The 24,112-nt window shown below is 40.9% G+C and carries 20 protein-coding genes and 1 tRNA gene; 15 read left to right on the forward strand and 6 right to left on the reverse strand.

From position 1 onward, the window contains the following. Nucleotide 1: 1 nt before the first annotated feature. Together ccoS and DCK90_RS11620 are read right to left on the reverse strand one after the other, a co-directional pair. Nucleotides 2-211 carry a cbb3-type cytochrome oxidase assembly protein CcoS gene (gene ccoS, locus DCK90_RS11615; RefSeq protein WP_108246380.1) on the reverse strand — a complete coding sequence of 70 codons (210 nt, stop codon included), beginning with the start codon at nt 209-211 and terminating at the stop codon, nt 2-4. Between the two features lie 59 nt (nt 212-270). After that, nucleotides 271-2,655: a heavy metal translocating P-type ATPase gene (locus tag DCK90_RS11620; protein WP_108246381.1), complete on the reverse strand. Its 2,385-nt coding sequence runs from the start codon at nt 2,653-2,655 to the stop codon at nt 271-273. 119 nt (nt 2,656-2,774) lie between these two features. Here DCK90_RS11620 and DCK90_RS11625 point away from each other — a divergent pair, with 119 nt between their 5' ends. The 3 genes from DCK90_RS11625 to DCK90_RS11635 all read left to right on the forward strand — a co-directional run bounded on the left by DCK90_RS11625 (nt 2,775) and on the right by DCK90_RS11635 (nt 5,438). Beyond that, nucleotides 2,775-3,464 carry a Crp/Fnr family transcriptional regulator gene (locus DCK90_RS11625; protein WP_108246382.1) on the forward strand — a complete coding sequence of 230 codons (690 nt, stop codon included), beginning with the start codon at nt 2,775-2,777 and terminating at the stop codon, nt 3,462-3,464. 81 nt (nt 3,465-3,545) lie between these two features. After that, on the forward strand, nt 3,546-4,451 hold the full coding sequence (locus DCK90_RS11630; protein ID WP_108246383.1) for a universal stress protein: 906 nt from the start codon (nt 3,546-3,548) through the stop codon (nt 4,449-4,451). Nucleotides 4,452-4,499: 48 nt separating this feature from the next. Beyond that, a complete protein-coding gene (locus DCK90_RS11635; RefSeq protein ID WP_108246384.1) occupies nt 4,500-5,438 on the forward strand; it encodes a pyridoxal-phosphate dependent enzyme in 939 nt (312 codons plus the stop codon). On the opposite strand, the gene DCK90_RS11640 is transcribed toward DCK90_RS11635, so the two are convergent. Next, entirely contained in the window at nt 5,431-6,894 is a 1,464-nt protein-coding gene (locus DCK90_RS11640) for a sensor histidine kinase (RefSeq protein WP_108246385.1), read from the reverse strand. The two genes, DCK90_RS11635 and DCK90_RS11640, sit on opposite strands and share 8 nt — an antisense overlap. A gap of 81 nt (nt 6,895-6,975) precedes the next feature. Beyond that, complete coding sequence (locus tag DCK90_RS11645; protein WP_108246386.1) at nt 6,976-7,365, reverse strand: response regulator; 390 nt, start codon at nt 7,363-7,365, stop codon at nt 6,976-6,978. A gap of 664 nt (nt 7,366-8,029) precedes the next feature. Between DCK90_RS11645 and DCK90_RS11650 the strand changes: the two genes are divergently transcribed. The 8 genes from DCK90_RS11650 (at nt 8,030) to DCK90_RS11685 (ending at nt 18,177) form a co-directional block, all read left to right on the forward strand. After that, entirely contained in the window at nt 8,030-8,695 is a 666-nt protein-coding gene (locus DCK90_RS11650; protein ID WP_159075825.1) for a hypothetical protein, read from the forward strand. Next, a complete protein-coding gene (locus DCK90_RS11655) occupies nt 8,692-11,463 on the forward strand; it encodes a carboxypeptidase-like regulatory domain-containing protein (protein ID WP_108246388.1) in 2,772 nt (923 codons plus the stop codon). The genes DCK90_RS11650 and DCK90_RS11655 overlap by 4 nt, the downstream gene beginning before the upstream one ends. Nucleotides 11,464-11,469: 6 nt before the next feature. Continuing rightward, nucleotides 11,470-12,693, forward strand: coding sequence for a DUF4249 domain-containing protein (locus tag DCK90_RS11660; protein ID WP_108246389.1), 1,224 nt, complete (start codon nt 11,470-11,472; stop codon nt 12,691-12,693). Between the two features lie 10 nt (nt 12,694-12,703). Further along, on the forward strand, nt 12,704-14,452 hold the full coding sequence (locus DCK90_RS11665) for a hypothetical protein (RefSeq protein ID WP_159075826.1): 1,749 nt from the start codon (nt 12,704-12,706) through the stop codon (nt 14,450-14,452). A gap of 197 nt (nt 14,453-14,649) precedes the next feature. Further along, the gene (locus DCK90_RS11670; protein WP_108246391.1) at nt 14,650-15,345 is read left to right on the forward strand and encodes a hypothetical protein; all 696 of its coding nucleotides are present in this window, start codon (nt 14,650-14,652) and stop codon (nt 15,343-15,345) included. 34 nt (nt 15,346-15,379) lie between these two features. After that, the gene (locus DCK90_RS11675) at nt 15,380-16,081 is read left to right on the forward strand and encodes a hypothetical protein (RefSeq protein ID WP_159075827.1); all 702 of its coding nucleotides are present in this window, start codon (nt 15,380-15,382) and stop codon (nt 16,079-16,081) included. A 21-nt stretch (nt 16,082-16,102) separates the two neighbouring features. Continuing rightward, nucleotides 16,103-17,044: a hypothetical protein gene (locus DCK90_RS11680; RefSeq protein WP_159075828.1), complete on the forward strand. Its 942-nt coding sequence runs from the start codon at nt 16,103-16,105 to the stop codon at nt 17,042-17,044. A gap of 2 nt (nt 17,045-17,046) precedes the next feature. Beyond that, complete coding sequence (locus DCK90_RS11685; protein WP_108246394.1) at nt 17,047-18,177, forward strand: gliding motility-associated C-terminal domain-containing protein; 1,131 nt, start codon at nt 17,047-17,049, stop codon at nt 18,175-18,177. A gap of 38 nt (nt 18,178-18,215) precedes the next feature. Here DCK90_RS11685 and DCK90_RS11690 read toward each other — a convergent pair. Further along, nucleotides 18,216-18,297 (reverse strand) — tRNA-Leu (locus tag DCK90_RS11690). A gap of 97 nt (nt 18,298-18,394) precedes the next feature. On the opposite strand from DCK90_RS11690, the gene DCK90_RS11695 reads away from it, so the two are divergent. Beyond that, nucleotides 18,395-19,783 carry a dipeptidase gene (locus DCK90_RS11695; RefSeq protein ID WP_108246395.1) on the forward strand — a complete coding sequence of 463 codons (1,389 nt, stop codon included), beginning with the start codon at nt 18,395-18,397 and terminating at the stop codon, nt 19,781-19,783. On the opposite strand, the gene DCK90_RS11700 is transcribed toward DCK90_RS11695, so the two are convergent. After that, a complete protein-coding gene (locus DCK90_RS11700) occupies nt 19,780-20,358 on the reverse strand; it encodes a PhnA domain-containing protein (protein WP_108246396.1) in 579 nt (192 codons plus the stop codon). The genes DCK90_RS11695 and DCK90_RS11700 overlap by 4 nt on opposite strands. Nucleotides 20,359-20,491: 133 nt before the next feature. Between DCK90_RS11700 and DCK90_RS11705 the strand changes: the two genes are divergently transcribed. The 3 genes from DCK90_RS11705 (at nt 20,492) to DCK90_RS11715 (ending at nt 24,100) form a co-directional block, all read left to right on the forward strand. Continuing rightward, nucleotides 20,492-20,857: a BlaI/MecI/CopY family transcriptional regulator gene (locus DCK90_RS11705; protein WP_108246451.1), complete on the forward strand. Its 366-nt coding sequence runs from the start codon at nt 20,492-20,494 to the stop codon at nt 20,855-20,857. Between the two features lie 2 nt (nt 20,858-20,859). Beyond that, a complete protein-coding gene (locus tag DCK90_RS11710; protein WP_108246397.1) occupies nt 20,860-22,893 on the forward strand; it encodes a M56 family metallopeptidase in 2,034 nt (677 codons plus the stop codon). A 106-nt stretch (nt 22,894-22,999) separates the two neighbouring features. Next, a complete protein-coding gene (locus DCK90_RS11715; RefSeq protein ID WP_108246398.1) occupies nt 23,000-24,100 on the forward strand; it encodes a DUF4407 domain-containing protein in 1,101 nt (366 codons plus the stop codon). The last annotated feature ends 12 nt before the right edge of the window (nt 24,101-24,112 follow it).

Consider the following 24,112-nt stretch of genomic DNA (forward strand, 5'->3'; position numbering starts at 1 on the left):
TTTATTGGTTTGTACTTTTAGTTTGTTTGATTTCCTTCTTATTTGAATTTGATTTATCCTTGTCTTTGACCACCTCATCTTCAAACAACATTCTAACCGACGGGGTATAGGTATCGTCGTATTGTCCGCTTTTTACCGAAAAAACAAAGGCTATAAAAAAGACAACGGCCACCGTTATGCTTATGGCCAACAACACATAAATAACACTCATACCTACCTGAATTTAGGTGTAAAACTACTTTGATGGTATTCCGTAAAAAATGACATATATCAGCTTTCTAAATTTTTTAATTCTTTACCCAAATAATTTGTTGCCAGGGTGGTGAACACCACTATACTAATGGAACTCAACGGCATCAAAATGGCCGCAATTACAGGCTGTAACTGTCCGGTTACCGCAAAATATAGACCCACAACATTGTAGCAGAGCGATAACAAAAAGCTCATCTTTATAATGCGCATCGAACGTCTGGACAGTTTTATGAATTTTGGCAGCATTTTTAACTTGGTTGCATCCAAGATTCCATCACAAGCAGGCGAAAACACATTAATGTTCTCCGAAACTGCCAATCCCACATCGCTTTGGGCCAAGGCTCCTGCATCGTTCAATCCATCGCCCACCATTAAAACCTTATGTTTGTCCTGTAGCTGTTTGATGTAGCCCAACTTATCCTCAGGCTTCTGGTCAAATAGCATCTTTGTCTTCTTTGGAAGTACTTTTTGCAATTGCTGCTTTTCCCCATCGTTATCGCCCGAAAGAATGCCGAGTTCCAAATCATTTGATAATTCATTGAAAATTTGGCTCATTCCGTCCCGGTAGGTGTTCTTGAACACAAACCGTCCTTTTACATCTTCATCGGCACTTATATAGACCGCCGTATTGGTACTTGTACCAGACTTGTTCTCGCCAACGTAGGAGGCCGAGCCTACTTTTATGGAATGTTGGTTATATTTTCCCTCGATGCCTTTTCCTGTATGCTCCTGGAATTCTTCTAGGGTCATTATGGAGTTGGATTTTAAAATATCGTAAAGCGACCGGCTCAAAGGGTGGTTGGAAGCCCGCAAAGTTGTTTTTAAAAGTGCGGTTTCCTCTGCTGTGAGCTCCATTCCTTCATAATGGATAGTGTCTTTTTGATTGGTGGTAAGCGTTCCGGTTTTATCAAATATCGCAGTGTCTATTTTTGATAGACGTTCGATTACGCTGGTGTTTTTGAGATAAAATTTATACTTCCCGAAAATGCGGAGCATATTGCCCAATGTAAATGGGGCGGCCAATGCTATGGCGCATGGACAGGCAATGATCAATACCGAGGTGAACACATTCATTGCCAAGCTTGCATCAAAAACAAGCCAAAAAATTGTAGCTAGTGTAGCAATGCTCAAAATAGCAATGGTAAATCGTTTGCCGATACTATCGGTTATGGTCTGGAACTGGCTCGCCTTATCCTTTGAAAATACGGAGTTCCCCCAGAGTTGGGTCAGGTAACTTTGGGATACGGACTTTAAGACCTCAACCTCCAACACCCCTGATAATTGTTTGCCGCCTGCGAACAATTTTTCTCCAGATTCCTTTACAACAGGGTCGGACTCACCGGTTACAAAACTATAATCGATTTCAGCGTTTCCTTTGATGAGGATACAATCCACAGGTATAATCTCGTGACTACGGATGAGCACCCTGTCCCCAACTTCAATATTGTAAATCTGGATATTTTCCTCTTCTCCAGTTTTCTTCAATCGGGTAACTGCAATGGGGAAGTAGGATTTATAATCCCGCTCAAACGATAGGTAGGCGTAGGTCTTTTGCTGAAAGAATTTACCCAGTAACAGAAAGAAGACCAAGCCGGTAAGGCTATCAAAAAAGCCAGAGCCCAAATCAAATATGATATCGACACTGCTTCTTAAAAAGAGGACCAAAATCCCCAAAGCTATGGGCACATCAATATTCAACAGTTTAGAGCGGATGCCCTTATAGGCCGATATAAAATAATCTTGTGCCGCATAGCATACCACGGGCAGGGAAAAGGCGAACATCAACCACCGAAAAACGTGCTTGTACTGATCCAACCAAAATTCTTCGACCTCAAAATACTCTGGGAACGAGAACAGCATTACGTTGCCGAAGGCAAAACCTGCAACGCCCAATTTGTATATCAAGGAACGGTCTACCTTTTTCCCTTTTTTGTTGTATTCCTCCAAAGAGATATAAGGCTCGTAACCGATGTTTCCCAACAAAAGCACCAAGGCTTTAAGCGAGAAATCTTCGGTTTTGTAGGTGACCCGTATGGTTTTTTTAGGAAAATCCACCTGTGAAACGCTAACGGCCGAATGCAACTTGTTCAGGTTTTCCAAGACCCAGATACAGGAACTGCAATGAATGGTAGGAATACTCAAACTGACCACTTGCACGCCATCTTCATTGAATTCCAAGAGTTGCTGTGCGATTTCCTGGTTGTCCAAAAAATCGTATTTCTGACGAATTTCGTTCGGCATGGTCCCGGCCATGCCCTCTATTTCGTAGAAGGTGGACAAACCGTTGGATGTAAAGATTTCGTACACGGTCTTGCAACCATTGCAACAAAAATCCTTATCATCAAATTGAATGCTGCGGTTACCACATTCTTCTCCACAATGATAACAGGTTGAATCTGCCATTTCACATTTGCTTTACCTAGTGCAAATTTGTAATACTCTTCTTGCTAAAAACATGATATTTATCAGTTACCACTAATTCCTTGTCCCTTAAATTTGTTCTCTCAGGTAAACTAATCATTATGGAAAGCAGGTGTGAAAATTGTATCATCAGGCAGTTTAACTCCCTTCGTGCAATGAGCAAGGAGGAATTAAAACAGGTCTCCGACTCCAAAACTACTCGCACCGTTAAAAAAGGTGAGCCCATTTTTGAAGAAGGGGATAAACTCAATGGTGTCTACTGTGTACGAAACGGGGTATCCAAGCTTTCCAAGCTTAGTGCGAACGGCAAAGACCAAATCGTGAAGTTGGCAAGTAAGGGCGAAGTTTTAGGACAACGTTCTGTAATATCCCAAGAAAGCACTAACCTTTCCGCCATTGCGGTGAACGATATGGAGGTGTGCTTTATTCCAAAGGAAAGCATCAACAATACACTTCAAAAAAATCCAAATTTTACTTTGGAGGTGTTGCGGCATATGGCCCATGATTTAAAGGAAGCCGATGATGTAATCGTCAATATTTCCCAAAAGACCGTAAAGCAAAGAATGGCAGAGGCCTTCTTGTACCTTCAAAACAATTTCGGGGAGGATGCCGAAGGTTACTTGGCACTCACTCTATCTCGAGAAGATATTTCCAATGTGGTGGGAACTGCTACGGAATCCGCCATTCGAATTATTTCCGAATTTAAAAAGAAGGGATTGATCCGTACTTCGGGCAAGAAAATCGGCATTAAGGACGAGCGCAAACTCCTTGAAATGGTCGAAGGCTTTTAGTCTATTTTCCAAAACCTGACAATTGTCATAGTATCCCCTACCCCTTGGTTCTAATTTTATCGCATCGTAAATCTTAGTCCGATGCAAAAGATATTAATACCTACGGATTTTTCGGAAAACGCATGGAACGCCATTGATTATGCCATGCAATTGTTCCGCAACAGGCGTTGCACATTTTACTTGCTCAACACCTATACCCCGGTTATCCCGAGCAGCCGATTTATGGCCAAAATGATTGATGGAGTCCGTATCGTTGATGCAGTACGGGAGAATTCCGAACAGGGACTGAACAAGACCATCAAGCGTATCCAAACCAAATACGGAAATCCCAATCATAGCTTTGAAACCATTTCTTCCTTTAATCTTTTAGTGGAGGAGGTAAAGGATATTGTTGAAACTTTCGGTATCAACCTGGTGGTAACAGGCACTAAAGGGGCATCTGGCGTGGATGAAGTATTTATGGGAAGTAATACCGTACGTATTATTAAAAGTGTGAGAAAATGTCCTGTTTTGGCCATTCCTTATCATTTTGAATATATTACACCAACTGAAATTGCCTTTGCCACCGATTTCAACCGCTTTTATACCACTTCAGAATTGGAACCTCTTTTGGATATGGCCAAAATGTTCAAGGCAACCATTCGGATTGTCCATGTGCAATATGGCATCAAAGCATTGACCGAGCTTCAGCAATTCAATTTGAACATGTTGCGCCGTTACTTGAACGATGTAGAGCATTACGTTCATACCGTTTCCGAACTCAATTCAGTTTCTCACACTTTGGAAACTTTCTCCAAAGAACTAGGCATCCACTTATTGGCCATGCTGAACTATCAGCATAGTTATATGGAAAACATGACCCGCGAACCGATCATCAAGCGAACCGCGTTTCACACCCAAATACCTTTATTGGTGATTCCAGAATTGGGGATGGAGGGAGTTTCCATAAAATCCAAAGAAGAACAAAAGATAGAGGCTGAAGGTTGATAATCCCGTATTATCTTTATACCATATATAAAATTGGTACAAAGATTCATGGACAAGCAAAGCCTTATCGATTGCCACAATCGGATAAAACCGTTTATCCACAACACGCCTGTTCTTACTTCTCGCCTTATAGACAAGGTGGTAGGTGCTCAGTTGTATTTTAAATGTGAAAACTTTCAGCGAATGGGCGCCTTTAAAATGCGTGGAGCTGCCAATGCCATTATGCAACTTACCGATGATCAAAAACAGAATGGCGTGGTTACGCATTCTTCCGGAAATTTTGCTCAAGCGCTGTCCCTTTCCGCTAAAAGTTTGAGTGTCAAAGCCTATATTGTAATGCCCAGCACGGCTCCTGAGGTCAAAAAAGATGCCGTTAAGGGATATGGAGGAATTTTGGTTGAATGTGAACCCAATCTAGCCGCCAGGGAATCTGCATCGCAAGAAATTGTTGAAAAGTACAGCGCTAATTTTATACATCCATCAAATGATGACCACGTGATTTTAGGACAGGGCACAGCTTGCAAGGAACTGTTGGAGGAACAACCAAACCTTGAATACATCTTTACTCCTATTGGCGGCGGTGGTTTAATTGCCGGCACAGCTCTCTCTACCCATTATTTTGGATTTAATTGTAAAACCATTGGAGGCGAACCTTTTGAAGTTGATGACGCTTATAGGTCCCTGAAAAGTGGAAAAATAGAGACCAATATTACTACAAACACCATTGCCGATGGACTAAAAACCCAATTAGGTGACAGGAACTTTCCCATCATTCAAAAACATGTGGAAGAAATTGTAAGGGTGACCGAAGCGGATATCGTTGCGGCCATGCGCCTTATTTGGGAGCGTCTTAAAATTGTTTGCGAACCATCCAGTGCTGTGGCTTTGGCAGCTGTATTTAAGAGAAAGAGCGATTTGAACGGAAAAAAAATAGGGGTCATAGTTTCTGGAGGAAACGTTGATTTTGGTAACCTACCCTTTAAGTGATATGGTTTTTGGGAAAAATCAGAGTAAAGGTGGTTCCTACATCCTTTTCACTTTGTACTTCTATTTTTCCGTCCATGGCCTCCACTTGGGTTTTCACCAAATAAAGCCCAAATCCCTTGCCCTCCGTGGCGCCACTCAACCTGCCGTACATATCAAAGATCTTACGTTCTTTTTCGGGTGTCAGCTCCATACCTATTCCGTTATCCGTGAACCTTATTAGAATTGAATCGACCAGTTCCTCTGTGTTTATGGAAATGATAGCAGGTATACCTTCTTTGGCATAATTGATTGCATTTAAAATAAGGTTGTAAAAGATGTTGACCACATAGCTCTTGGCACCAAAAACCAAATCCATCTTGGTGAAATCTGTACGAATCGTAGCCTTATATTTTGTGATTTCTTCGGATAAAAGTCCATCAACATCCTTCATGACATCCTTTAGGTGAACTTCTCTGAATTTCTCCCTGTCCGCGGATTTTAACGATAAGGAAAGGTGTAAATCCTTTATTGTTTGATCTAAGGCCTCGGTTGTGTGCTCTATTTTCTTTACAATATCGTCGTTCATGGGGTCCTTCCCCCATTCATATATTTTGGACAACATTAAAACATTGGAAATAGGTCCGCGTAGATTATGCGATATGATCCGAACAAAGTTCTGGAGCTCATGGTTCTGTTCTACGATTTGTTGATTGGCCAGTACATCTTTGGTAACATCTTGGGTGGTACCTGCCATCCGGTACGGTTTTCCGTTCTCGTCATAAAACGGTCTCCCTTTTTGATGAACATACCGTATGTTTCCGTTGTCCAGAACAATCCTATGAATCACATCGTGCATCCTGTTTTTCTTGATGCTATCCTGAACGTCCTCAACGAATCCATCCCTATCTTCAGGGTGAATAATCTTCATCAAGGCATCAAAGGTTGCGTCAAATTTTCCGGGCTCTTGCTCAAAAATTCTGAACAATTGGTTGCTCCAACTAATTTTATCCTCTCGGATGTCCCAGTTCCAATGCCCAAAGACGGTTATTTCCTGAGCTTCTCTATACCTTCGTTCGCTTTCTTGCAGCCTATGTGTATTTTTTACAACTTGGGAAATATCTTTTTGCCAAATACAGCATCCTATAACTTCACCGAAGTTGTTCATAAAAGGTTGAAAAGAGAACTCGTGCACCGTCAATTCCCCATTTTCCTCAAAGGTATGTTTGGATGTTGTTGGATAACGATCAAGTGCCTGCGCACAACCCTTACTACAGGGATTAAAGAAGTACGCTGACTGATAAACGGGATGTAAATCCATACCTCGTTCAGGCTTTCCCCAACCGGCTTTGCTTAGACGATCCCCAAAAGATGTATTAAAAGCAGTCAACTTATAATCTACATCCATGGCCCATACCGCATCATCCCTATCCTCAACGATTTCAACCTTGTTATCAATTAAGATATGTTTATGCTTCACGGTTAAAATTTAATTTAAGAATAAAACAATGTCACCTATAGGGGGAACAATCAAAGGTTTTACTACTAAATATACGAACTATTATTTATTAGCTCCTTGCAAATAATCCTCCAAGTGCTCGATACGCAATGGTTTAGTGATAAACTTCTTTACAAATTTACCGTACTTCTCAGCCTCGGCTTTATCCGCCTCTGCCTCAGAAGAGGTTACCAAGAGGACTTCATTGGTTTCTGGAAAGTCTTCAAGCATCATGAATTCCAAAAATTCAAATCCGCTCATTTCCGGCATATTTATATCCAATAAAATAAGTGTTTTTATCCCGGGGTTATCTCTATACCTCAAATCGTCTAGGGCCAATTCGGGATTAGTAAAACTCTTCACCCTATCTTCCATTCCCATTCTTCTAAAGTGAATAGCATTTACAGTATTCACCAGGTCTTCGTCATCGACCAAGTATATTTCCTTGTACATAGCTTCTGGCCTATTTAGTTGGTTTCAGTTTGGTTTTATTGTGAAAAAAATTGACAAATATCAATAATTTCTATCTAATAAAACTCCAATAATAATGTTTTATTACAAATAAAAGTAACCCTTTGTGTATTGAATCAAGAAATTAAAAGATTCTTATAAATCCCATTAGACCCAATACCTTTCCAAACACCTGATTGTCTTAAATTTACAATTATTCTTGTATTTTAACAAAAACTCACCTAGACTTTTAAGTCCCTTTATTTATTCAAACCTTTATATTCTTATCTCCTATATTGTTTAGAAGATATCAACCAATGTTTAAGTCCGGCATGGCTCACTTAATAGATGAATTACAAAGTAGTTTTATGTAATTTCAAAATAGCAGTGAATAGAATACGTGCCCTTAATGTCCATACATTTTTATTTGCAAGCACCTATCCTATTTATAAAATGCCAACATTAGAGTTGAGAATTAACTTGATGCATAATTCTACACATAGAATTCTATTCAATCCACAAATTTTTCCTTCTTATGGTATAAATAATTTCATTTTCAACTCTTTTTTCTATTTTTAGTGGGAATACCAACCTCATGAAAACCAAAACAATAGTTCTTTCCTTATGGGCAACTATTATTTGTTCTGGCTCTTTAATTAGTCAAAACATGCCCAGCGAACCCGCCTATTATAATTGGTTCGACAGTAAAGTCCAGCGCTACAACACAGGACTTTTCAATGGCATCCGATATACAGAACAGTATAGGACCATTAACGAAAAGCATAAGTTTTTTGAGAAAAGTGAATTTCAGTTGGGATCAGTCGTATACAATGGCCAATTTTACGACCAAACTCCCCTAAAATATGATCTGGACACCGACCAATTACTTCTAAACATTGGATACAATTATAAATTCCCAACATTGATTCTTCTCAAAACCAAGGTAGAAGGTTTTAGAATTGGAGATAGCCATTTTGTTCATATTGAAAACAAATCAGATGAAACCGATATGGAAGGTTTTTATCAAGTCTTGGTAGCCAATGATTCTATAAGACTTCTTAAGAAGAATAGTAAAAAGAGGTTCAAGAGGATTAAGGGAAGTACCATTTACTACGAATTTTTACCGGAAAACAATTATGTAATCGACTATGGTGATTCCTATTATAACATCGCCAAAAAAAAGGATGTCATTAGAATATGGCCCAACAAAAGGGATTTCATTAATGAGAATTATAACCCGGCGTTAAGGAAAATCAATGAGGATGATTTTTGGACAAGCTTCTTTTCTAAGTTATCCGATTCTTTTAATACACAAAACATCGGGAAAGAATGATCAAAAAACCTCTAATCTTATTGGTTCTGCTCTTCGGAACCATGCTAATCGCCCAAGAAAAAAATCCAAAATTTAGTTTTGATTTTGATAATGTAAGTTTGACCGAAGCCCTGAACATCATTGAATCCGATACCAATGTTCTTTTCTATTACGATGAGAATTGGCTTTCAGGAGCAACCATTTCGGGCTCGTTCGTCAACAAACCTTTGTCGGAGATCCTCACCTCTATTTTGGAAGAAACCAACATCAACTTTTTTAGGTTAAGCGATGATAAAATCATTTTGACCCAAAACAGTATTGTATATGATAGTTTGCCCGAAGGTTTTTTCGGAAAAGAACAAACGGATTCGATAGAAGAAAGAACCGATATTAAAGTGTACAGCAATCCTGTTTTTTCAAATATCGAGGCAACAAAGGCAAATACAGTAACACGAACTGTAAGAATAGGCAAGGAAAACGTATCGGACAATAGAACCACTTTCAAAATAAGTGGTTATGCGACCACGGTAGAGCAAAACCAGCCCATTCCCGACCTTTCCATTGTGCTCAATGGCAAGAGTACAGGTACCGCAACAAATACTGAAGGATACTATGAACTGGAAGTGCCGGCAGGCACCAGCATTATCAAAACCAGTTCTTTGGGCATAGAGCCCAGCACCACTAGAGTAATCGTATTCAATGATGGCGAACTCAACTTTCAACTTAATGAAAGTGTAGAATTTCTGGATGAAGTCATTGTAGAGGCAGATGCATCCAAAAATGTCGAGGAAGCTATATCTGGAAGTACAGAGCTTGTAGTGGAAGAGACCAAAAACATTCCTCTGGTACTCGGTGAAAGAGATGTCCTGAAAGTTGCCGCTACGCTACCCGGAATATCCACCGCTGGTGAAGGAGCCGCAGGTTTTAACGTAAGGGGAGGTAGTACCGACCAAAACCTGATGTTGTTGGACAATGCGGTAATCTATAATCCCTCCCACTTTTTTGGCATTTTTCAGGCACTGAACCCTTTTACCACGAAAGATGTAAAGATTCTTAAAGGGGGGATTCCTGCAGAATATGGAGGACGTCTATCTTCCGTATTCGATATAACCTCAAAAGATGCCAATACCGAAAAAATAGCAGGTGAGGCTGCCATTGGCCCAGTTACCAGTAATGTTGCCTTAGAAATTCCTGTAATAAAAGGAAAATCCGGACTACTTGTTGGTGGCAGGGGTACGTATTCCGGTTGGATTCTTCGGTCGTTGGAGGAAGAATCATTGCAAAACAGTGAAGCTTCTTTTTATGATGCCATAGCCAAATACACCCACAAGTTCAACGAAAAAAATACCGTAAAGGCTATGGGCTATTACAGCAACGACGCCTTTAGCATTACCTCAGATTCTATTTATGGATACAACAACAGGCTGTTTTCGTTGCAATGGGACCATCAATTCAATGAAAAAAATACCGGTAGCCTTGTACTTGCGAACAGCAATTACAAATTCAACATCGCATACGAAGGCAACTCGGACAACAATTTTGACCTTGGCTTTGTGGTGGATGAAACTGAAGCCAAATTCAAGTTCACCTACCTTTATAGCAAAGCACACAAATTTGATTATGGGCTATCCGCAAAATTGTACAACGTTCAACCCGGAAATTTTGAGCCCAAAGGGAGCAACTCTATAGTTACCCCCATAAATATACCAAAGGAAAAGGCACTCGAGGGTGCGGTTTATCTATCCGATAATTTTACGGTAAACGACAAACTTTTAATCGATGCTGGTATTAGATACTCTGTATTTGCCGCCTTGGGCAGTACCGAAGCCAGAATTTACGAGGAAAATATGCCAAAGAACGAGGAAACCTTGGTAGAGACCGTTTCCTACGATAACAACGAAATCGTGGAAACCTATGGCGGGCCCGAAATTCGCTTGTCAGCAAGGTACTTTCTTGGGCCTGACTTTTCGGTAAAAGCGAGTTTTAACAGCACCTATCAATACATTCATAGATTGTCCAACACCACCACAATTAGTCCTATTGATACTTGGAAACTGTCGGACAATAACATAAAGCCTCAAATGGGAAGACAGGTAGGATTGGGCTTCTACAAAAATTTAGAGGGCAACCTTTACGAGCTTAGCTTGGAAGGATATTACAAGGAATCCGATAATCTATTGGATTTTAAAGTGGGGTCCGACCTTTTGCTCAACGAGACCATTGAAACCGAAACCTTACAAGGTGATGGCCAAGCCTATGGTCTCGAGTTTTTGATACGTAAAAACTATGGAAAACTCAATGGATGGCTAGGTTACACCTATTCAAGGTCCTTTTTAAAACTGGATAGCGAATTTGCCGAGGAACGCGTGAACAATGGCGATTTTTTTCCCACCAATTACGACAAACCGCACGATTTCAGCGCCGTTTTAAACTACAAATTGACCAAAAGATTCAGTTTATCGGCAAACTTGGTCTATCAAACAGGAAGGCCCGTGACCTATCCGGTGGCCCGTTACAATTTTAACAACTCAGAATATGTAGTCTACAGTAACCGAAATGAGTTCAGGATTCCGGATTATTATCGATTGGACTTGGGCTTTAATATAGAAGGCAATCACAAATTGAAAAAATTCGCCCATAGTTTTTGGAACATCTCCATCTATAATGTCTTAGGAAGAAACAACCCTTACTCTGTATTCTTTGCGACCGAAAATGGAGAGCTGAAAGCTTACCAAAGTTCAATTTTTTCGATACCCGTGCCTACCATAACGTATAATTTTAAATTCTAACCCAAGATGCAGATTAAAACCATAGCTAGATACTTTTTCTATTGCAGTTGTTTGCTATTGGCCATTAACTGCGTGGACCCATTCGAAATACAAACGGATGAATTCGAGAGGTCCGTAGTAATCGAAGGCACCATTACCAATCAAAATAAAACCCAGAGAATATTGATTTCGCAAACCTTTCCATTAGATACGGTCTTGATGTCGGGTCTGAGCAACGCTCAAGTATCTGTATCCGACAGTAACGGTTCCGTATACTCCTTTACAGAAGCAAACGTGGGCGAATACACTTCAACTTCACCGTTTGCAGCAGAAGCCGGATTAACATACACCCTACGTGTCGAAACCTCGGATGGAAGGACCTATATTTCGGAGGACACTCCTGTTCCCTCAACATCCTCGATAGAAAATATCTATGCCGAAAGGGATTTTAAGGACGATGCAGAGGAAGGCATGTTCATCTACGTGGATAGTTACGACCCCTCCGGGGAATCCAAGTACTATCGTTTTGAATATGAAGAAACCTATAAGATCATAGCTCCATTTTGGAATGCCGGTGATGTAAATGTAATTGCTGGATATCCCAATCCTCAATTTTCCATTGTACCGCGTTCCCAGGAAGAACAGATTTGTTACAATACCATAAAATCCAACACTATTATTCAGGAAAACACTACCAACTTTAACGAAGACCGTATCAGTAAGTTTCCAGTTAGGTTTATAAACAGGGACAATTATATTCTAACCCACCGCTACAGTATTTTGGTTAAACAATATGTACAGAGTCGGGCAGCGTTTGCCTATTACGAAACGTTGGGAAAATTATCAGGCTCGGAAAGTCTGTTTTCACAATTGCAGACCGGATTCGTGGAAGGGAATATCTATTCCGAAGCAAACAGCGATGAAAAGGTCATCGGTTTTTTTCAAGTAAGTACGGTATCAGAAGAAAGGATTTTCTTTGATTATGACGATTTTTTCCCAGGGGAAAGATTGCCGGATTTTGTAAGTGACTGTCCCCTACTTTCGCCTCCGGTTATGACAGAAGGCGGGATTTCACCTTTGTTGGATGCAGTGGAACAAGACCTTATAACCTATTACGAAGATTATTCCCCACCCGATAATGGACTTATTCAAACAGAACCACACGGTCCATACTATATGGTATACAGGGTATGTGGCGACTGTACAGCACTGGGAGATAACACAGTACCAGATTTTTGGGTAGAAGACTAAAAAATATGGCATGAAAACTATAGCACTATACCTCTTCCTCTTCATTCATGTAGGGATTTTTACAATGAACGCACAGAACAGCGCTGAGGACTTAACAATGAACAATATACGCGTTCCGCATCAGGAACAAGTATATCTGCATACAAATGCGACCATGATGTTTGTGGGAGAATATATGTACTACACGCTGTATTGTTTAAAAGAAAATACGGGGCAATTGAGCAATGTAAGCAAAGTAGCCTATGTAAAATTGGTCAATCAAAATAAAGAAGTGGTCCTCAACTTTAAAATCAAACTCGAAAACGGCATAGGCGACAGTAATTTTTTTATTCCTTCAAGCATACCTTCGGGGAACTATAAATTGTTGGCATACACGCAATGGATGTTGAACAACGGAAGAAACTACTTTTACTCCAAAGATATAACCATACTTAATCCTTATACCAGTAATCAAGCTGTTTTTCGTTCTCAAGCAACTGACACGGCCCCCGAAATAGTACGGCAAGATCTCAATGAACCTACCGTCCGACCATCTTTGTCCATATCCTTAAACCGTCGCCAATTTGGAACTCGCGAGCAGGTTTCTTTGAACATTACGCCTTATCCTGGACAAGAAAGTTCAGGAAACTATTCCATCTCCATTAATAAAGTAGATGAGTTGGAAGAAAAGGTGAATAAAACTGCTTTGGATTTTCGTAAATCCTATCCAAAAAAGCAATCCCTTAAACAGCAGATATTGCCAGAACTTAGGGGTGAATTGTTAAAAGGAAAACTCTCGGTACCCGATAGCGTTGAATTGGGCAACGGTCCAACGATTATAGGAGCTTCTTTTCCGGGAGAAAACTACCTTTTTAAAACTGCAACTCCAGATAACAATGGTGTTTTCTACATCAATGTGGATGAAGATTATAGTTCGGATGATTTATTTCTTCAGGTCATTTCGAAAAATAATGCAGATTATGACATTGTCATAGAGAGCGAGGAAGATATTGATTTGAACCCATTACAATTCAAAAGTTTTGAACTCGACAAGGAGATGGAAGCCATCATAAAAGAACGAAGTATCTACAATCAAATCGAAAACGCTTATTACAGCAGTAAACCGGACACCATCCTCATTGAAAATAGAAATGCCCGCTTTTATGGTCCGGCCACGATGACTTATCCTTTGGATGACTATACTAGGTTTTCCACCATTAAAGAAACTTTCGTGGAAGTAGTGGAACATGTCTGGATACAAAAAAACTCGAATGATGAGCAAGAGTTCCACGTAAGACCTCTAGCACCGGACTTGGATTCCGGAGAACTGCCATTGATTTTTATTGATGGAATATTGGTGCAGGATGCTCAAAGACTGTTGGACCTACCAGCAGCAAGGGTGGAATCCATCTCCATTTCCCGGAACCAACATTTTTATGGCAACAAAACCTTCCAAGGTGTGGTGGATGTGTCCACCTTTAAATCAGACTATTACACTTACTATTATTCGCCATACATAAAAACACATAAGCTTTTTAAACCCAACGGAGGTAAACAATATTACCAACAATCATACGAAGGCGATTTAAAAGAAAAATATCAGCGACTCCCTGATTTTAGATATCAACTACTTTGGTTGCCAAAATTTGAATTCAAGGGTATAGAGGAAAACGTATCCTTTTACAGCTCCGACATTAGTGGAACTTTCGAGATATCCCTGGAAGGATTTACAAAAAATGGTGTTCCAGTATCGCTAAAGAAACAATTTACGGTAGAATAATACTTTTTTTGCCAAAACAGCTGGAAGTACATCCATCTCCCAAACTTGTTAAAAAAAAGCCTTACCGAAACAGGTAAATGCTTATTATTTAGGTGTTTACCAACTGTTTTAACTCAATACACAACAAAAAAAACCTTTGTGCCTAAACTTTTTTTATTTTCATATATGTAATATTTTACTTACATATTTTGTAGATAATGAAGTTCATTTATACCATTACATTGACTGCTTTTCTTTTGATAGCCCTAAAGGGCAATGCCCAGGTCAAGATTGGGGATAACCTACAATTGATCGACGCATCATCCCTTTTAGAACTGGAAAGCAGCTCTCGTGTATTTGTACTCACAAGAGTCACGGAAAGTCAAATGAACGCCATAACCCCATTAAATGGCGCATTGGTCTATAATACGGATGCACAATGCATATTTATGTATTCAGGTGACTCATGGAGAAATCTATGTACTAACAATAACGACATAAACGCACTGGGAAATAATGGGCTTTCGGTAGTCAATGGAAATACCGTACAATTGGGCGGGTCCCTCATACGGCCTACCACTGTACAGACCGATGCCATCAACACCTTGACCATTACCGGTCTTGAAGAAAACAATGATCTTTCAAACGCAACAATGGTCCTCTTGGACGACACAGGAGCGCTTACCAAAACTTCTTTGGATGCTTTGGTCCAAAAGCAAGAGAGTGTAATAGCTGCATCGGAAGGGCAAAACCAGTTCACTACCCCACAAACCATTACGGACACCGGCAAGATAGATGTTTACAGGAACGGTATAAAAATCAGTTTTTCTGCTGTCGGACCTAACTTGATAGAGCTTCAATCGGATATTATCTGCTTTGACAACGATGAAATCCGAATCGTACAAATTCAATGATCAACATAAATCGCATTAACTAAACACTTTTTACATGAAAACTTCAATCCTTTTTAAAACTATGAACTTTGCTTTCCTTGTGATAGGAATGCTGTCCTTTGGGACAATGAATGCCCAACAAACTACTGGCGATGTCACCAAAGCATCTGATATTGTTCCTGGAACTACAACTACGGGTGGGGCCATCCGGGTAATCGACAACAGAGGTACCATTAAGTATATCCAAACACAGAATGGTATTACTATGCTATCCAATACTACAGACGATGTGACAACCACAACACTTCAACTGGGAGGAACCTTGACCAACGATACTTTTATTGATGTAGACGGAAACGTGTTCGGCTTGGATGGAATTGAATTGATCTCAACCGAAACAGCCTCCACCGATGCCACCACAGCGTCCGATCATGGAACTGGTACCGGATACACCATTCTTGTACGGGATGAAGCAACAGGTGCCGTAAAAAAACTCTTGACATCCGACCTTAGCTTAATTCAAAGTGGACAGGAAAGTTTTACAGCTTCAGCGGGACAAACAGCCTATCCTCTGACTGGAAGCCCAGAGTTACCCGCCTATAGCCAAGTTTGGGTGTATAGAAATGGAGTCAAGCTAATTGCTAATGTGGATTATACCATTGCATCATCAACAGTCACCTTGGTGCCGAGTGCCGTAGCTCCAAATGATTGGGCCGTATATGCCGGTGATGTAATCGAAGTACAGTATGTGAGGTAGATTAACTTCTAAACACCGCGAATGCTTCCGTACCGCTTAAAATCCATTATTTTATCGATACTCCTCATGGGGTTGGGGCAATTTATCTCATCACAGGAAGTAAGAGTAGTGGATAACAAGGGTACCACTACGATTGTTCGGAATACGTCGGTTACTGCGGGAACCGTGGCGCCTTCCTCACCCATATTGAACGATATTTGGTTCGACACCTCAAATAGCGAGCAACAAATCGTTAACATTTGGAACGGTTCCACTTGGCAGGAGATTACATTTACCGGTGCTCCAGGCTCTATCTTTTTTGCTGGTTCGGATGGCACTCCAGAACAAGAAAACGACCGATTGTTCTGGGATGAGGTCAACAATAGGCTCGGAATCGGGACTGCATTGCCCACACAATCCATTGATGTAAATGGGAGCGTTAGAGTGCGGACCATGACCCAAGCAGCTAACTCCGATGCTATTCTAAAAGCCGACACCGGTGGAGTTTTACACCTTTCCAAAGTAAATTATGGGGGAAGATGGACCAATACCGACACCTCAACCAACCTAAACGTCAACGATACACAAGTACCAATTTTTGGAACAGCCGATTATGTTGATGATGGCACCAGTTTATATGAAGTAAGTGGAAATACTTTAATCGTAAAAGAAGCCGGCCGATATGATATCAGGGCCAATATTGCCTTAGTTGGTTACGATGGTGGTGCATTGTACACCACAAAATTTGACACGAACGTCAATATTAGAATCGCAGTTAATGGCACCCCTGTTGGTGCCTATGGGGCCAGTGGATATATCAGCTTCGAATTAGGTCATAATCATTCCAGTGTACATACCAGCGAAATTTTAGAACTGGATACCAATGATGTGATTTCCATACTATCCTACAGAGATGCAAATTCAGGTTCTGTTCTGATGGATGGTAGTGGCAACTCCAGTTTTATCATCAATAAATTAAGATAGCCATGAAAGCAATTTATGGTATTCTTCTTTTTGTATCACTAAACCTAACTGCCCAGGAAGGCACCCGGAATTTGGGAATGATCAAAGTTCATGACCAAGGAAATTTGGGCTTCCACGGAAATTTGGTGAACGATGGGATTTTTAACGATAACCAAGGGCTTGTGGGCTTTTATAGCGAACAGTCCATTATAGTTTCAGGTCTATTCCCGACCATATTCAATGATAGTGAATTCATTACCGAACAAGGAATACAATTAGCGATTTCCATGGAAGTGCAAAACAATGCTAATTTTGTTCAAGGTGATATAAGAACCCCGAAAACCGATTCATTCACCTCACTTCAATTTTTATCTGAATCCTTTTACACCGGAACGACCGATATAGCGAAAGTGGATGGCTACGCGAGTATCCAAAACAAACAACAGTTCACATTTCCGGTAGGGGATATACAACAATTGCGACCGCTGGTCCTACTTTCGGAATCAGAGAACCCAGTAGCCCATTGCGCGTATTTTTTCTCAAATCCGGATGAGTTTCCATCATTGAACAGCTTAAACAGAGAAAACACCCTCCAACAAATAAGTAGACACGAATTTTGGAGATTGGAAGGCAGCGTACCTTCTACGATTCAAATTTCGTGGAACCAACGTAGTCAAATGCCGAACATGGCCGACACGATTGATGAAATAACAGTGGTTGGATGGAACAAGATCAATCATCAATGGGAAAATTTGGGGGCTGGGGCTGTGGGAACTTTATCCGATGGAGTTGCTGTTTCGACTTTATTTGTTCCCGATGCTTATGAAGCAATTACTTTTGGCACGTTGGATATGCTCGAAACTATACCGGATTTGGCTAATTATTTGCTCACCCCGAATGGCGATGGCATCAACGATTTTTTACATATTGATGAACTGGCACTTTCAAACGACAATTGGGTGAGAATTTTTGACCGAAACGGGATGCTGGTCTTTGAAAAATACAATTATACCAACCAGTTTAGAGGTTATGCCAACAAGGGAGATGTGGTACTTAACCGAAACAACGGTCTGCCACAAGGGGTTTATTTTTACATGGTTGTTATGGAAGACCTTGGTTTGGAGTACCAAGGCTATTTGTACTTGGCCAGATAAAATAAAAAAAGCTCCTCAGTTTTTGAGAAGCTTTTTTGTGCGGGTGAAGGGAGTCGAACCCCCACGCCTTGCGGCACTAGATCCTAAGTCTAGCGTGTCTACCAATTCCACCACACCCGCGAATTGGAGTGCAAATATAAATCAATTTTCCGATTTGCAAATGCCCACCCTTTAAAAACTTGTTTTTTGTACTTTTAGGGTCCTTTTTAAATCATTTATGAAAGACATCAATAATTACATTAATTCCAACAAAGACAGATTTATCAACGAGTTGATCGACCTCCTTAAAATCCCCTCCATTAGTGCGGACAAAGCGTACGCCAAGGATGTACTTGAAGCGGCAAAAGCTGTAAAGAAATCTTTGGACGATGCTGGTTGCGATAACACAGAGATTTGTGAGACCAAAGGTTATCCGGTAGTGTACGGCGATAAGATCATCGACCCTAATTTACCAACGGTCTTGGTATACGGTCATTACGATGTGCAACCACCGGACCCGATGAACCTGTGGACCTCTCCCCCATTTGAGCCGGTCATCAAAAAAACGGAACTCCATCCCGATGGGGCCATTTTTGCCCGTGGTGCGTGTGATGACAAAGGCCAGTTCTTTATGCACGTAAAAGCTGTGGAATACATGATCCAGAACGATGAACTGCCCTGCAACGTCAAGTTTATGATCGAGGGCGAAGAAGAAGTGGGAAGCGATAGTTTGGAGGATTTTCTAAAGGAAAACAGCGAAAAACTCAAAAACGATATTATCCTCATTTCCGACACGGGAATGATTGCCAATGATACGCCATCCATTACCACAGGATTGCGTGGATTGAGCTATGTGGAGGTGGAAGTAACTGGAGCAAACCGTGATCTTCACTCTGGGATATATGGTGGTGCTGCACCGAACCCGATCAACGTGTTGGCAAAAATGATTGCCCAACTACATGATGAGGATAACCATATCACCATTCCCGGATTTTATGATAAGGTCCAAGTTATTCCAGATGACGAGCGCGCTGAAATGGCCAAGGCCCCATTCAATCTTGATGCTTATAAAAAATCATTGGACATTGGCGACGTGCACGGAGAAAAAGGCTATTCTACTCCAGAACGATTTGGTATCCGTCCGACCTTGGATGTGAACGGAATTTGGGGCGGATATACGGGCGAAGGCGCCAAAACGGTTATTGCCAGTAAGGCATACGCCAAAATATCCATGCGATTGGTGCCAAACCAAGATTGGCACGAGATTACAGACCTGTTCACCAAACATTTTGAATCCTTAGCACCAAAAAGCGTCAAGGTAAAGGTTTCTCCGCACCATGGCGGACAGGCTTACGTTACCCCTATCGACAGTGATGGGTACCAAGCCGCTTCAAAAGCTATGGAGACCACTTTTGGAAAAACCCCGGTTCCACAGAGAACGGGCGGAAGTATTCCGATTGTAGCACTTTTTGAAAATGTATTCGATAGCAAAACCATTCTGTTAGGTTTTGGATTGGATAGCGATGCCATCCACTCCCCCAACGAACACTTTGGTGTTTGGAACTTTTTAAAGGGCATTGAAACGATACCCTATTTTTATAAATATTATACAGAGATGAAGGCCTAGGTCTTTTTAACGTATTTGGTCACGATAACAATTTGTTGGCCATCTACCTTGCCTTCAATATACTCGGCATTTTCGTGATCCAGGGAAATCCGTCTAACGGCGGTTCCCTGTTTTGCGACCATGCTGGAACCTTTCACCTTCAAATCCTTTATCAAAACAACATTATCTCCATTTTCGAGGATATTGCCATTTACATCCCGATGGATAATTTTTTCGCTCTCATCCTTTCCTTCACCGGTAGCTTTGGCCCATTCCAAGGCTTCGTCTTCCAAGTACATCATACCGAGCAGGTCTTGTGGCCACCCTTCAGACTTTAAACGATTGAGCATTCGCCATGCCACCACCTTTACCGCATCATGCTCGCTCCACATACTATCGTTCAAGCATCTCCAATGGTTGCTGTCCATCTCTTCCTGTTTCTCAATTTGATCAATACAGGTTTTGCAGGCAAGAATGCTTCCATCCAGACCGCCAGTGGACACGGGAGGCACCTCATAAACCTGTAAATTTTCGGTTGAGGCGCACAGTTCACAGATATTTCCGCTGCGCTCCTGCAAAGCTTCAAGTAATGCCATGGTGTATAGTTTGACGGCAAACTTAACATTTTACCGCATTAAACTGATACCTTTTAAATTAATTAAAACTCTACATTTGTAGAATTAAAATATTTATTCTATGTTTGTAGAGTACCATTTAAAATCATCAAAGATGCAATTGTCAAAATCCGAAGAAGAGCTCATGAACATTGTCTGGAAACTTAAAAAGGCTTTTATGAAAGACCTTTTGGATGCCTATCCAGAGCCCAAACCGGCCACCACCACAGTGGCTACGCTTTTAAAAAGGATGGCAGACAAAGGTTTTGTTGCCTACAACAGTATTGGCAGAAGCCGGGAATATTATCCTTTGGTGAAAAAGAAGGATTATTTCTCCAAGCATGTGAACGGACTCATTAAAAACTTCTTCAACGACAGTGCGAGTCAGTTTGCTTCGTTCTTTGCCCAAGAGACCAATTTGAGCAAGGAAGAATTGGAAGATTTGAAAAAACTGATAGACAACGAAATCAAAAAGAAGTAATTATGTTGACCTTCCTATTAAAATCCACGGCGTGCCTGGCCATTTTTTGGGCCTTCTACAAACTGATGCTGGAGAAGGAAAGCATACACCATTTTAAACGCTACTTTTTATTGCTCGCCTTGATCGCGTCCTTTATTATTCCCAATTTGGTTTTTGTCGAATATATAGATACTGTGCAGCCAAACTTGAGTGCATTTTCTCCGATGTCGGAACAAGGAGCTGACACAACAATCGAACACTCAATTCCACAAACCTCAGTTTTTGATTGGCAACTTTTACTATGGATAATTTATGGATTGGGCGTTATTGGCTTCGGGCTGCGTTTTATTGCCAACCTCTTGCGCATACGTTTACGCATTAAGAAGAACCCCAAGTTCAAGGACAATTTTGTGACCAAGGTGCTTTTGGCCCAAACATTACCGCCCCACACATTTTTCAATTTTATCTTTCTGAACCAACAACAATTTGAAGCTAAAAACATTCCACATGAAGTTTTACTGCACGAGGAGACCCATGCCCGTCAGCGCCATAGTTTGGATATACTTCTTATCGAATTGCTACAGGTTTTCCTTTGGTTCAATCCACTGATCTATCTCTTTAAATCATCCATTAAGCTAAACCATGAGTTTTTGGCGGACAAAGAGGTGATCAAAAAGAGCCATGATCATTCACAATATCAAAATACACTCTTGTCGTACTTATCAAACGGCATTGAAAATCATCAGTCGGTTGGCATCGCAAATGCCATTAATTATTCATCAATCAAAAAACGTTTTACAGTCATGAAAACAAACACATCCAGAAAATCATTTGTACTCAGGAGCCTTTTGCTTCTGCCCCTTACTGCCCTACTATTATTTGGGTTTAGTGAGCATCGTCAAATTGAAAGAGTGGTTGCCGAGGACCATGTCATTACAATTGATCTTTTGAGCAATGAAAGAGCAAAAATTGATAATGATATTGTTCATTTTAATGAAGTCGCTCAAATTATAAATCAGAAATACGTATCAACTTACGATTCTGGAAAAATGAAGGTGGATATGAATGTGGTTCAGCCTGTATATCTTAAAACCATAAACAATTGGTCCAAAGAAATTAGGACCACAGGCATTGAATTGATAGAGGTATTTGCCAATGAAGTGATTATGGAAGAAAATGAATTTCAAGAAAATGTTCCTATTACCTCTAGGACAACACTGTTGAACGCAAAACGTATGACCGTGATAGGTAAGGATCAAAAAGAAGCTGTAGCGGTTTCGTCTAGTTCAACGCTTCAAAATAACACCAACAAAACCATTAACCCGGTTGAAATCCATATCAATAAAAATGGCAAGCTGTTGTTTCAAAACAAGTTGGTCCCGTTGGAGGATTTGAAGAATGAGCTTTCAAAAATCAATGACCATCTCTCTTTTGATGAACGAGAAAAAACTATTCGTTCAATCATTAATGTTGATGCCGCTACCCCAAAAGACATCATCCAAAAAGTGGATATGATCTTTGAAGAATATGGTACCGCGACCATCAATATTGTGGGACCAAAAATGCAACAGCAAGGAAGCGCCACTCGCGCAGAAATGAAAGAGTACAACACCTTGGCCAAAAAGTACAATGAAATGGACCGTAACCACATGATGATTAAAAAGAGTGAGGTGATACGCTTAAAAGAAATCTATGGTAAAATGTCCGAAAAACAACGTTCAGACGCCGAGCCCTTCCCAGATTTTCCACCAGCCCCACCGGCTCCAGGCGCTCCTGAACCACCCATATCTCCAGTAAGCGGAGCAGGGGCGAAAGCCACCACACCTCACAATACAGTTCAACCTCCTGCACCTCCTGCACCGCCAAAGCCAATCGAGCACATTAAAAAAATGGTCGCTCAAGGAGCAACCTTTACCTTGAACGGCAAAGAAATTTCTGGGGAAAAAGCCATTGAGGTGGTCCAAAAGAACAAACGCATAAATATTGATTCTAGGGAATCCAACGGGGCCAACCCAGTGGTAAAACTATCAACCGACCCCATCGTCATAGAAAATTAAGTTTTTGAGACTTAAAAATTGTTAAAAGCCCCGATTATGGGGCTTTTCATGTAACAAATCGCCCAAAATCACGTTCTAATATCCTATCAATCAAAGAGAACACACTATGTTACAACGCTTTTTTATTTTCTGCTCCGGAGCGGACACCCAAATTTTAGAGACTTGTTCCAACGGGGAACGCAACAAATACGCTGGTATTGGTGCCACGGTATTCTTTACGGCCGTTATGGCATTTATAGCTTCGGGCTATGCACTTTACACCGTTTTTGACAACGTTTATATAGCCACATTCTTTGGTTTAATATGGGGCCTTCTCATCTTCAATTTGGATAGATATATTGTTTCCACCATCAAAAAGCGGGACAATTTTAAGGGTGAATTATTGCAAGCGGCTCCGCGAATTGTTTTGGCGCTGATCATTGCCGTTGTGATTTCCAAACCGTTGGAAATGAAGATTTTTGAAAAAGAGATCAATCAAGTACTCTTGGAAGAAAAAAATGCCATGACCTTAAACAACAAGGAACAATTGGCGCTCCAATACACCCCAAAAATTGAAAGCCTTAACCAAGATATTGCCAACCTGAAGAATGAAGTGGCTACCAAAGAAGCGGAGACCAACGCTTTGTACGACACCTATATTTCCGAAGCGGAAGGAAGAGCGGGCACTGGTCTTTTGGGCAAAGGTCCCGTGTACAAAGAGAAACGTGAAAAGCACGATGCGGCGCTAGTGGAACTCAATTCGTTAAAGGAAACCAACGCCGATAAAATTGAAAATATCGAGGCCCAGATTGCTGCCCTTCAAACCGATTATGATACGGCAGTGGCCGATTCCCAACCCATTATAGATGGTTTTGACGGATTGATGGCTCGTATAGACGCCCTTGGCAAATTGCCTTGGTTTCCTTCTTTCTTTATCTTTTTGTTGTTCTTGGCCATCGAAACCGCGCCCATCATCGCAAAATTAATGTCTCCGAAAGGAGAATACGACTTCAAATTCGAAGAGCAAGAAAGTGTAGTGGCTACTTGGATTACCCAAAAAGTGGAGCAACGCAAACTTTTGTTGGCCACCGATGGGGAGCTCAACCAGCAAATCTACGCGGACATTAAAAACGAGGAGGAGCTCTATCGCTACAAAAAGGAAAAAGCAGAAGAATTGTTACGTTTACAGGCGGACAGCTTCCACAAGCTTCAGGTGAAGAATCTGTAATTTTTTTAGTCG

It is taken from the genome of Muricauda brasiliensis, from assembly GCF_003057865.1.
Taxonomy (GTDB): Bacteria; Bacteroidota; Bacteroidia; order Flavobacteriales; family Flavobacteriaceae; genus Flagellimonas; species Flagellimonas chongwuensis.

Excerpts from the sequence above, each read along its gene's own strand:
- DCK90_RS11715 (WP_108246398.1), top strand. The coding sequence starts at position 23,000 with ATGTTACAACGCTTTTTTATTTTCTGCTCCGGAGCGGACACCCAAATT.
- DCK90_RS11645 (WP_108246386.1), bottom strand. The coding sequence starts at position 7,365 with ATGTACAAGGAAATATACTTGGTCGATGACGAAGACCTGGTGAATACT.
- DCK90_RS11650 (WP_159075825.1), top strand. The coding sequence starts at position 8,030 with ATGCCCAGCGAACCCGCCTATTATAATTGGTTCGACAGTAAAGTCCAG.
- DCK90_RS11655 (WP_108246388.1), top strand. The coding sequence starts at position 8,692 with ATGATCAAAAAACCTCTAATCTTATTGGTTCTGCTCTTCGGAACCATG.
- DCK90_RS11620 (WP_108246381.1), bottom strand. The coding sequence starts at position 2,655 with ATGGCAGATTCAACCTGTTATCATTGTGGAGAAGAATGTGGTAACCGC.
- DCK90_RS11675 (WP_159075827.1), top strand. The coding sequence starts at position 15,380 with ATGAAAACTTCAATCCTTTTTAAAACTATGAACTTTGCTTTCCTTGTG.
- DCK90_RS11710 (WP_108246397.1), top strand. The coding sequence starts at position 20,860 with ATGTTGACCTTCCTATTAAAATCCACGGCGTGCCTGGCCATTTTTTGG.
- DCK90_RS11695 (WP_108246395.1), top strand. The coding sequence starts at position 18,395 with ATGAAAGACATCAATAATTACATTAATTCCAACAAAGACAGATTTATC.
- DCK90_RS11660 (WP_108246389.1), top strand. The coding sequence starts at position 11,470 with ATGCAGATTAAAACCATAGCTAGATACTTTTTCTATTGCAGTTGTTTG.
- DCK90_RS11625 (WP_108246382.1), top strand. The coding sequence starts at position 2,775 with ATGGAAAGCAGGTGTGAAAATTGTATCATCAGGCAGTTTAACTCCCTT.
- DCK90_RS11705 (WP_108246451.1), top strand. The coding sequence starts at position 20,492 with ATGCAATTGTCAAAATCCGAAGAAGAGCTCATGAACATTGTCTGGAAA.
- DCK90_RS11670 (WP_108246391.1), top strand. The coding sequence starts at position 14,650 with ATGAAGTTCATTTATACCATTACATTGACTGCTTTTCTTTTGATAGCC.
- DCK90_RS11630 (WP_108246383.1), top strand. The coding sequence starts at position 3,546 with ATGCAAAAGATATTAATACCTACGGATTTTTCGGAAAACGCATGGAAC.
- ccoS (WP_108246380.1), bottom strand. The coding sequence starts at position 211 with ATGAGTGTTATTTATGTGTTGTTGGCCATAAGCATAACGGTGGCCGTT.
- DCK90_RS11665 (WP_159075826.1), top strand. The coding sequence starts at position 12,704 with ATGAAAACTATAGCACTATACCTCTTCCTCTTCATTCATGTAGGGATT.
- DCK90_RS11685 (WP_108246394.1), top strand. The coding sequence starts at position 17,047 with ATGAAAGCAATTTATGGTATTCTTCTTTTTGTATCACTAAACCTAACT.
- DCK90_RS11700 (WP_108246396.1), bottom strand. The coding sequence starts at position 20,358 with ATGGCATTACTTGAAGCTTTGCAGGAGCGCAGCGGAAATATCTGTGAA.
- DCK90_RS11680 (WP_159075828.1), top strand. The coding sequence starts at position 16,103 with ATGCTTCCGTACCGCTTAAAATCCATTATTTTATCGATACTCCTCATG.
- DCK90_RS11635 (WP_108246384.1), top strand. The coding sequence starts at position 4,500 with ATGGACAAGCAAAGCCTTATCGATTGCCACAATCGGATAAAACCGTTT.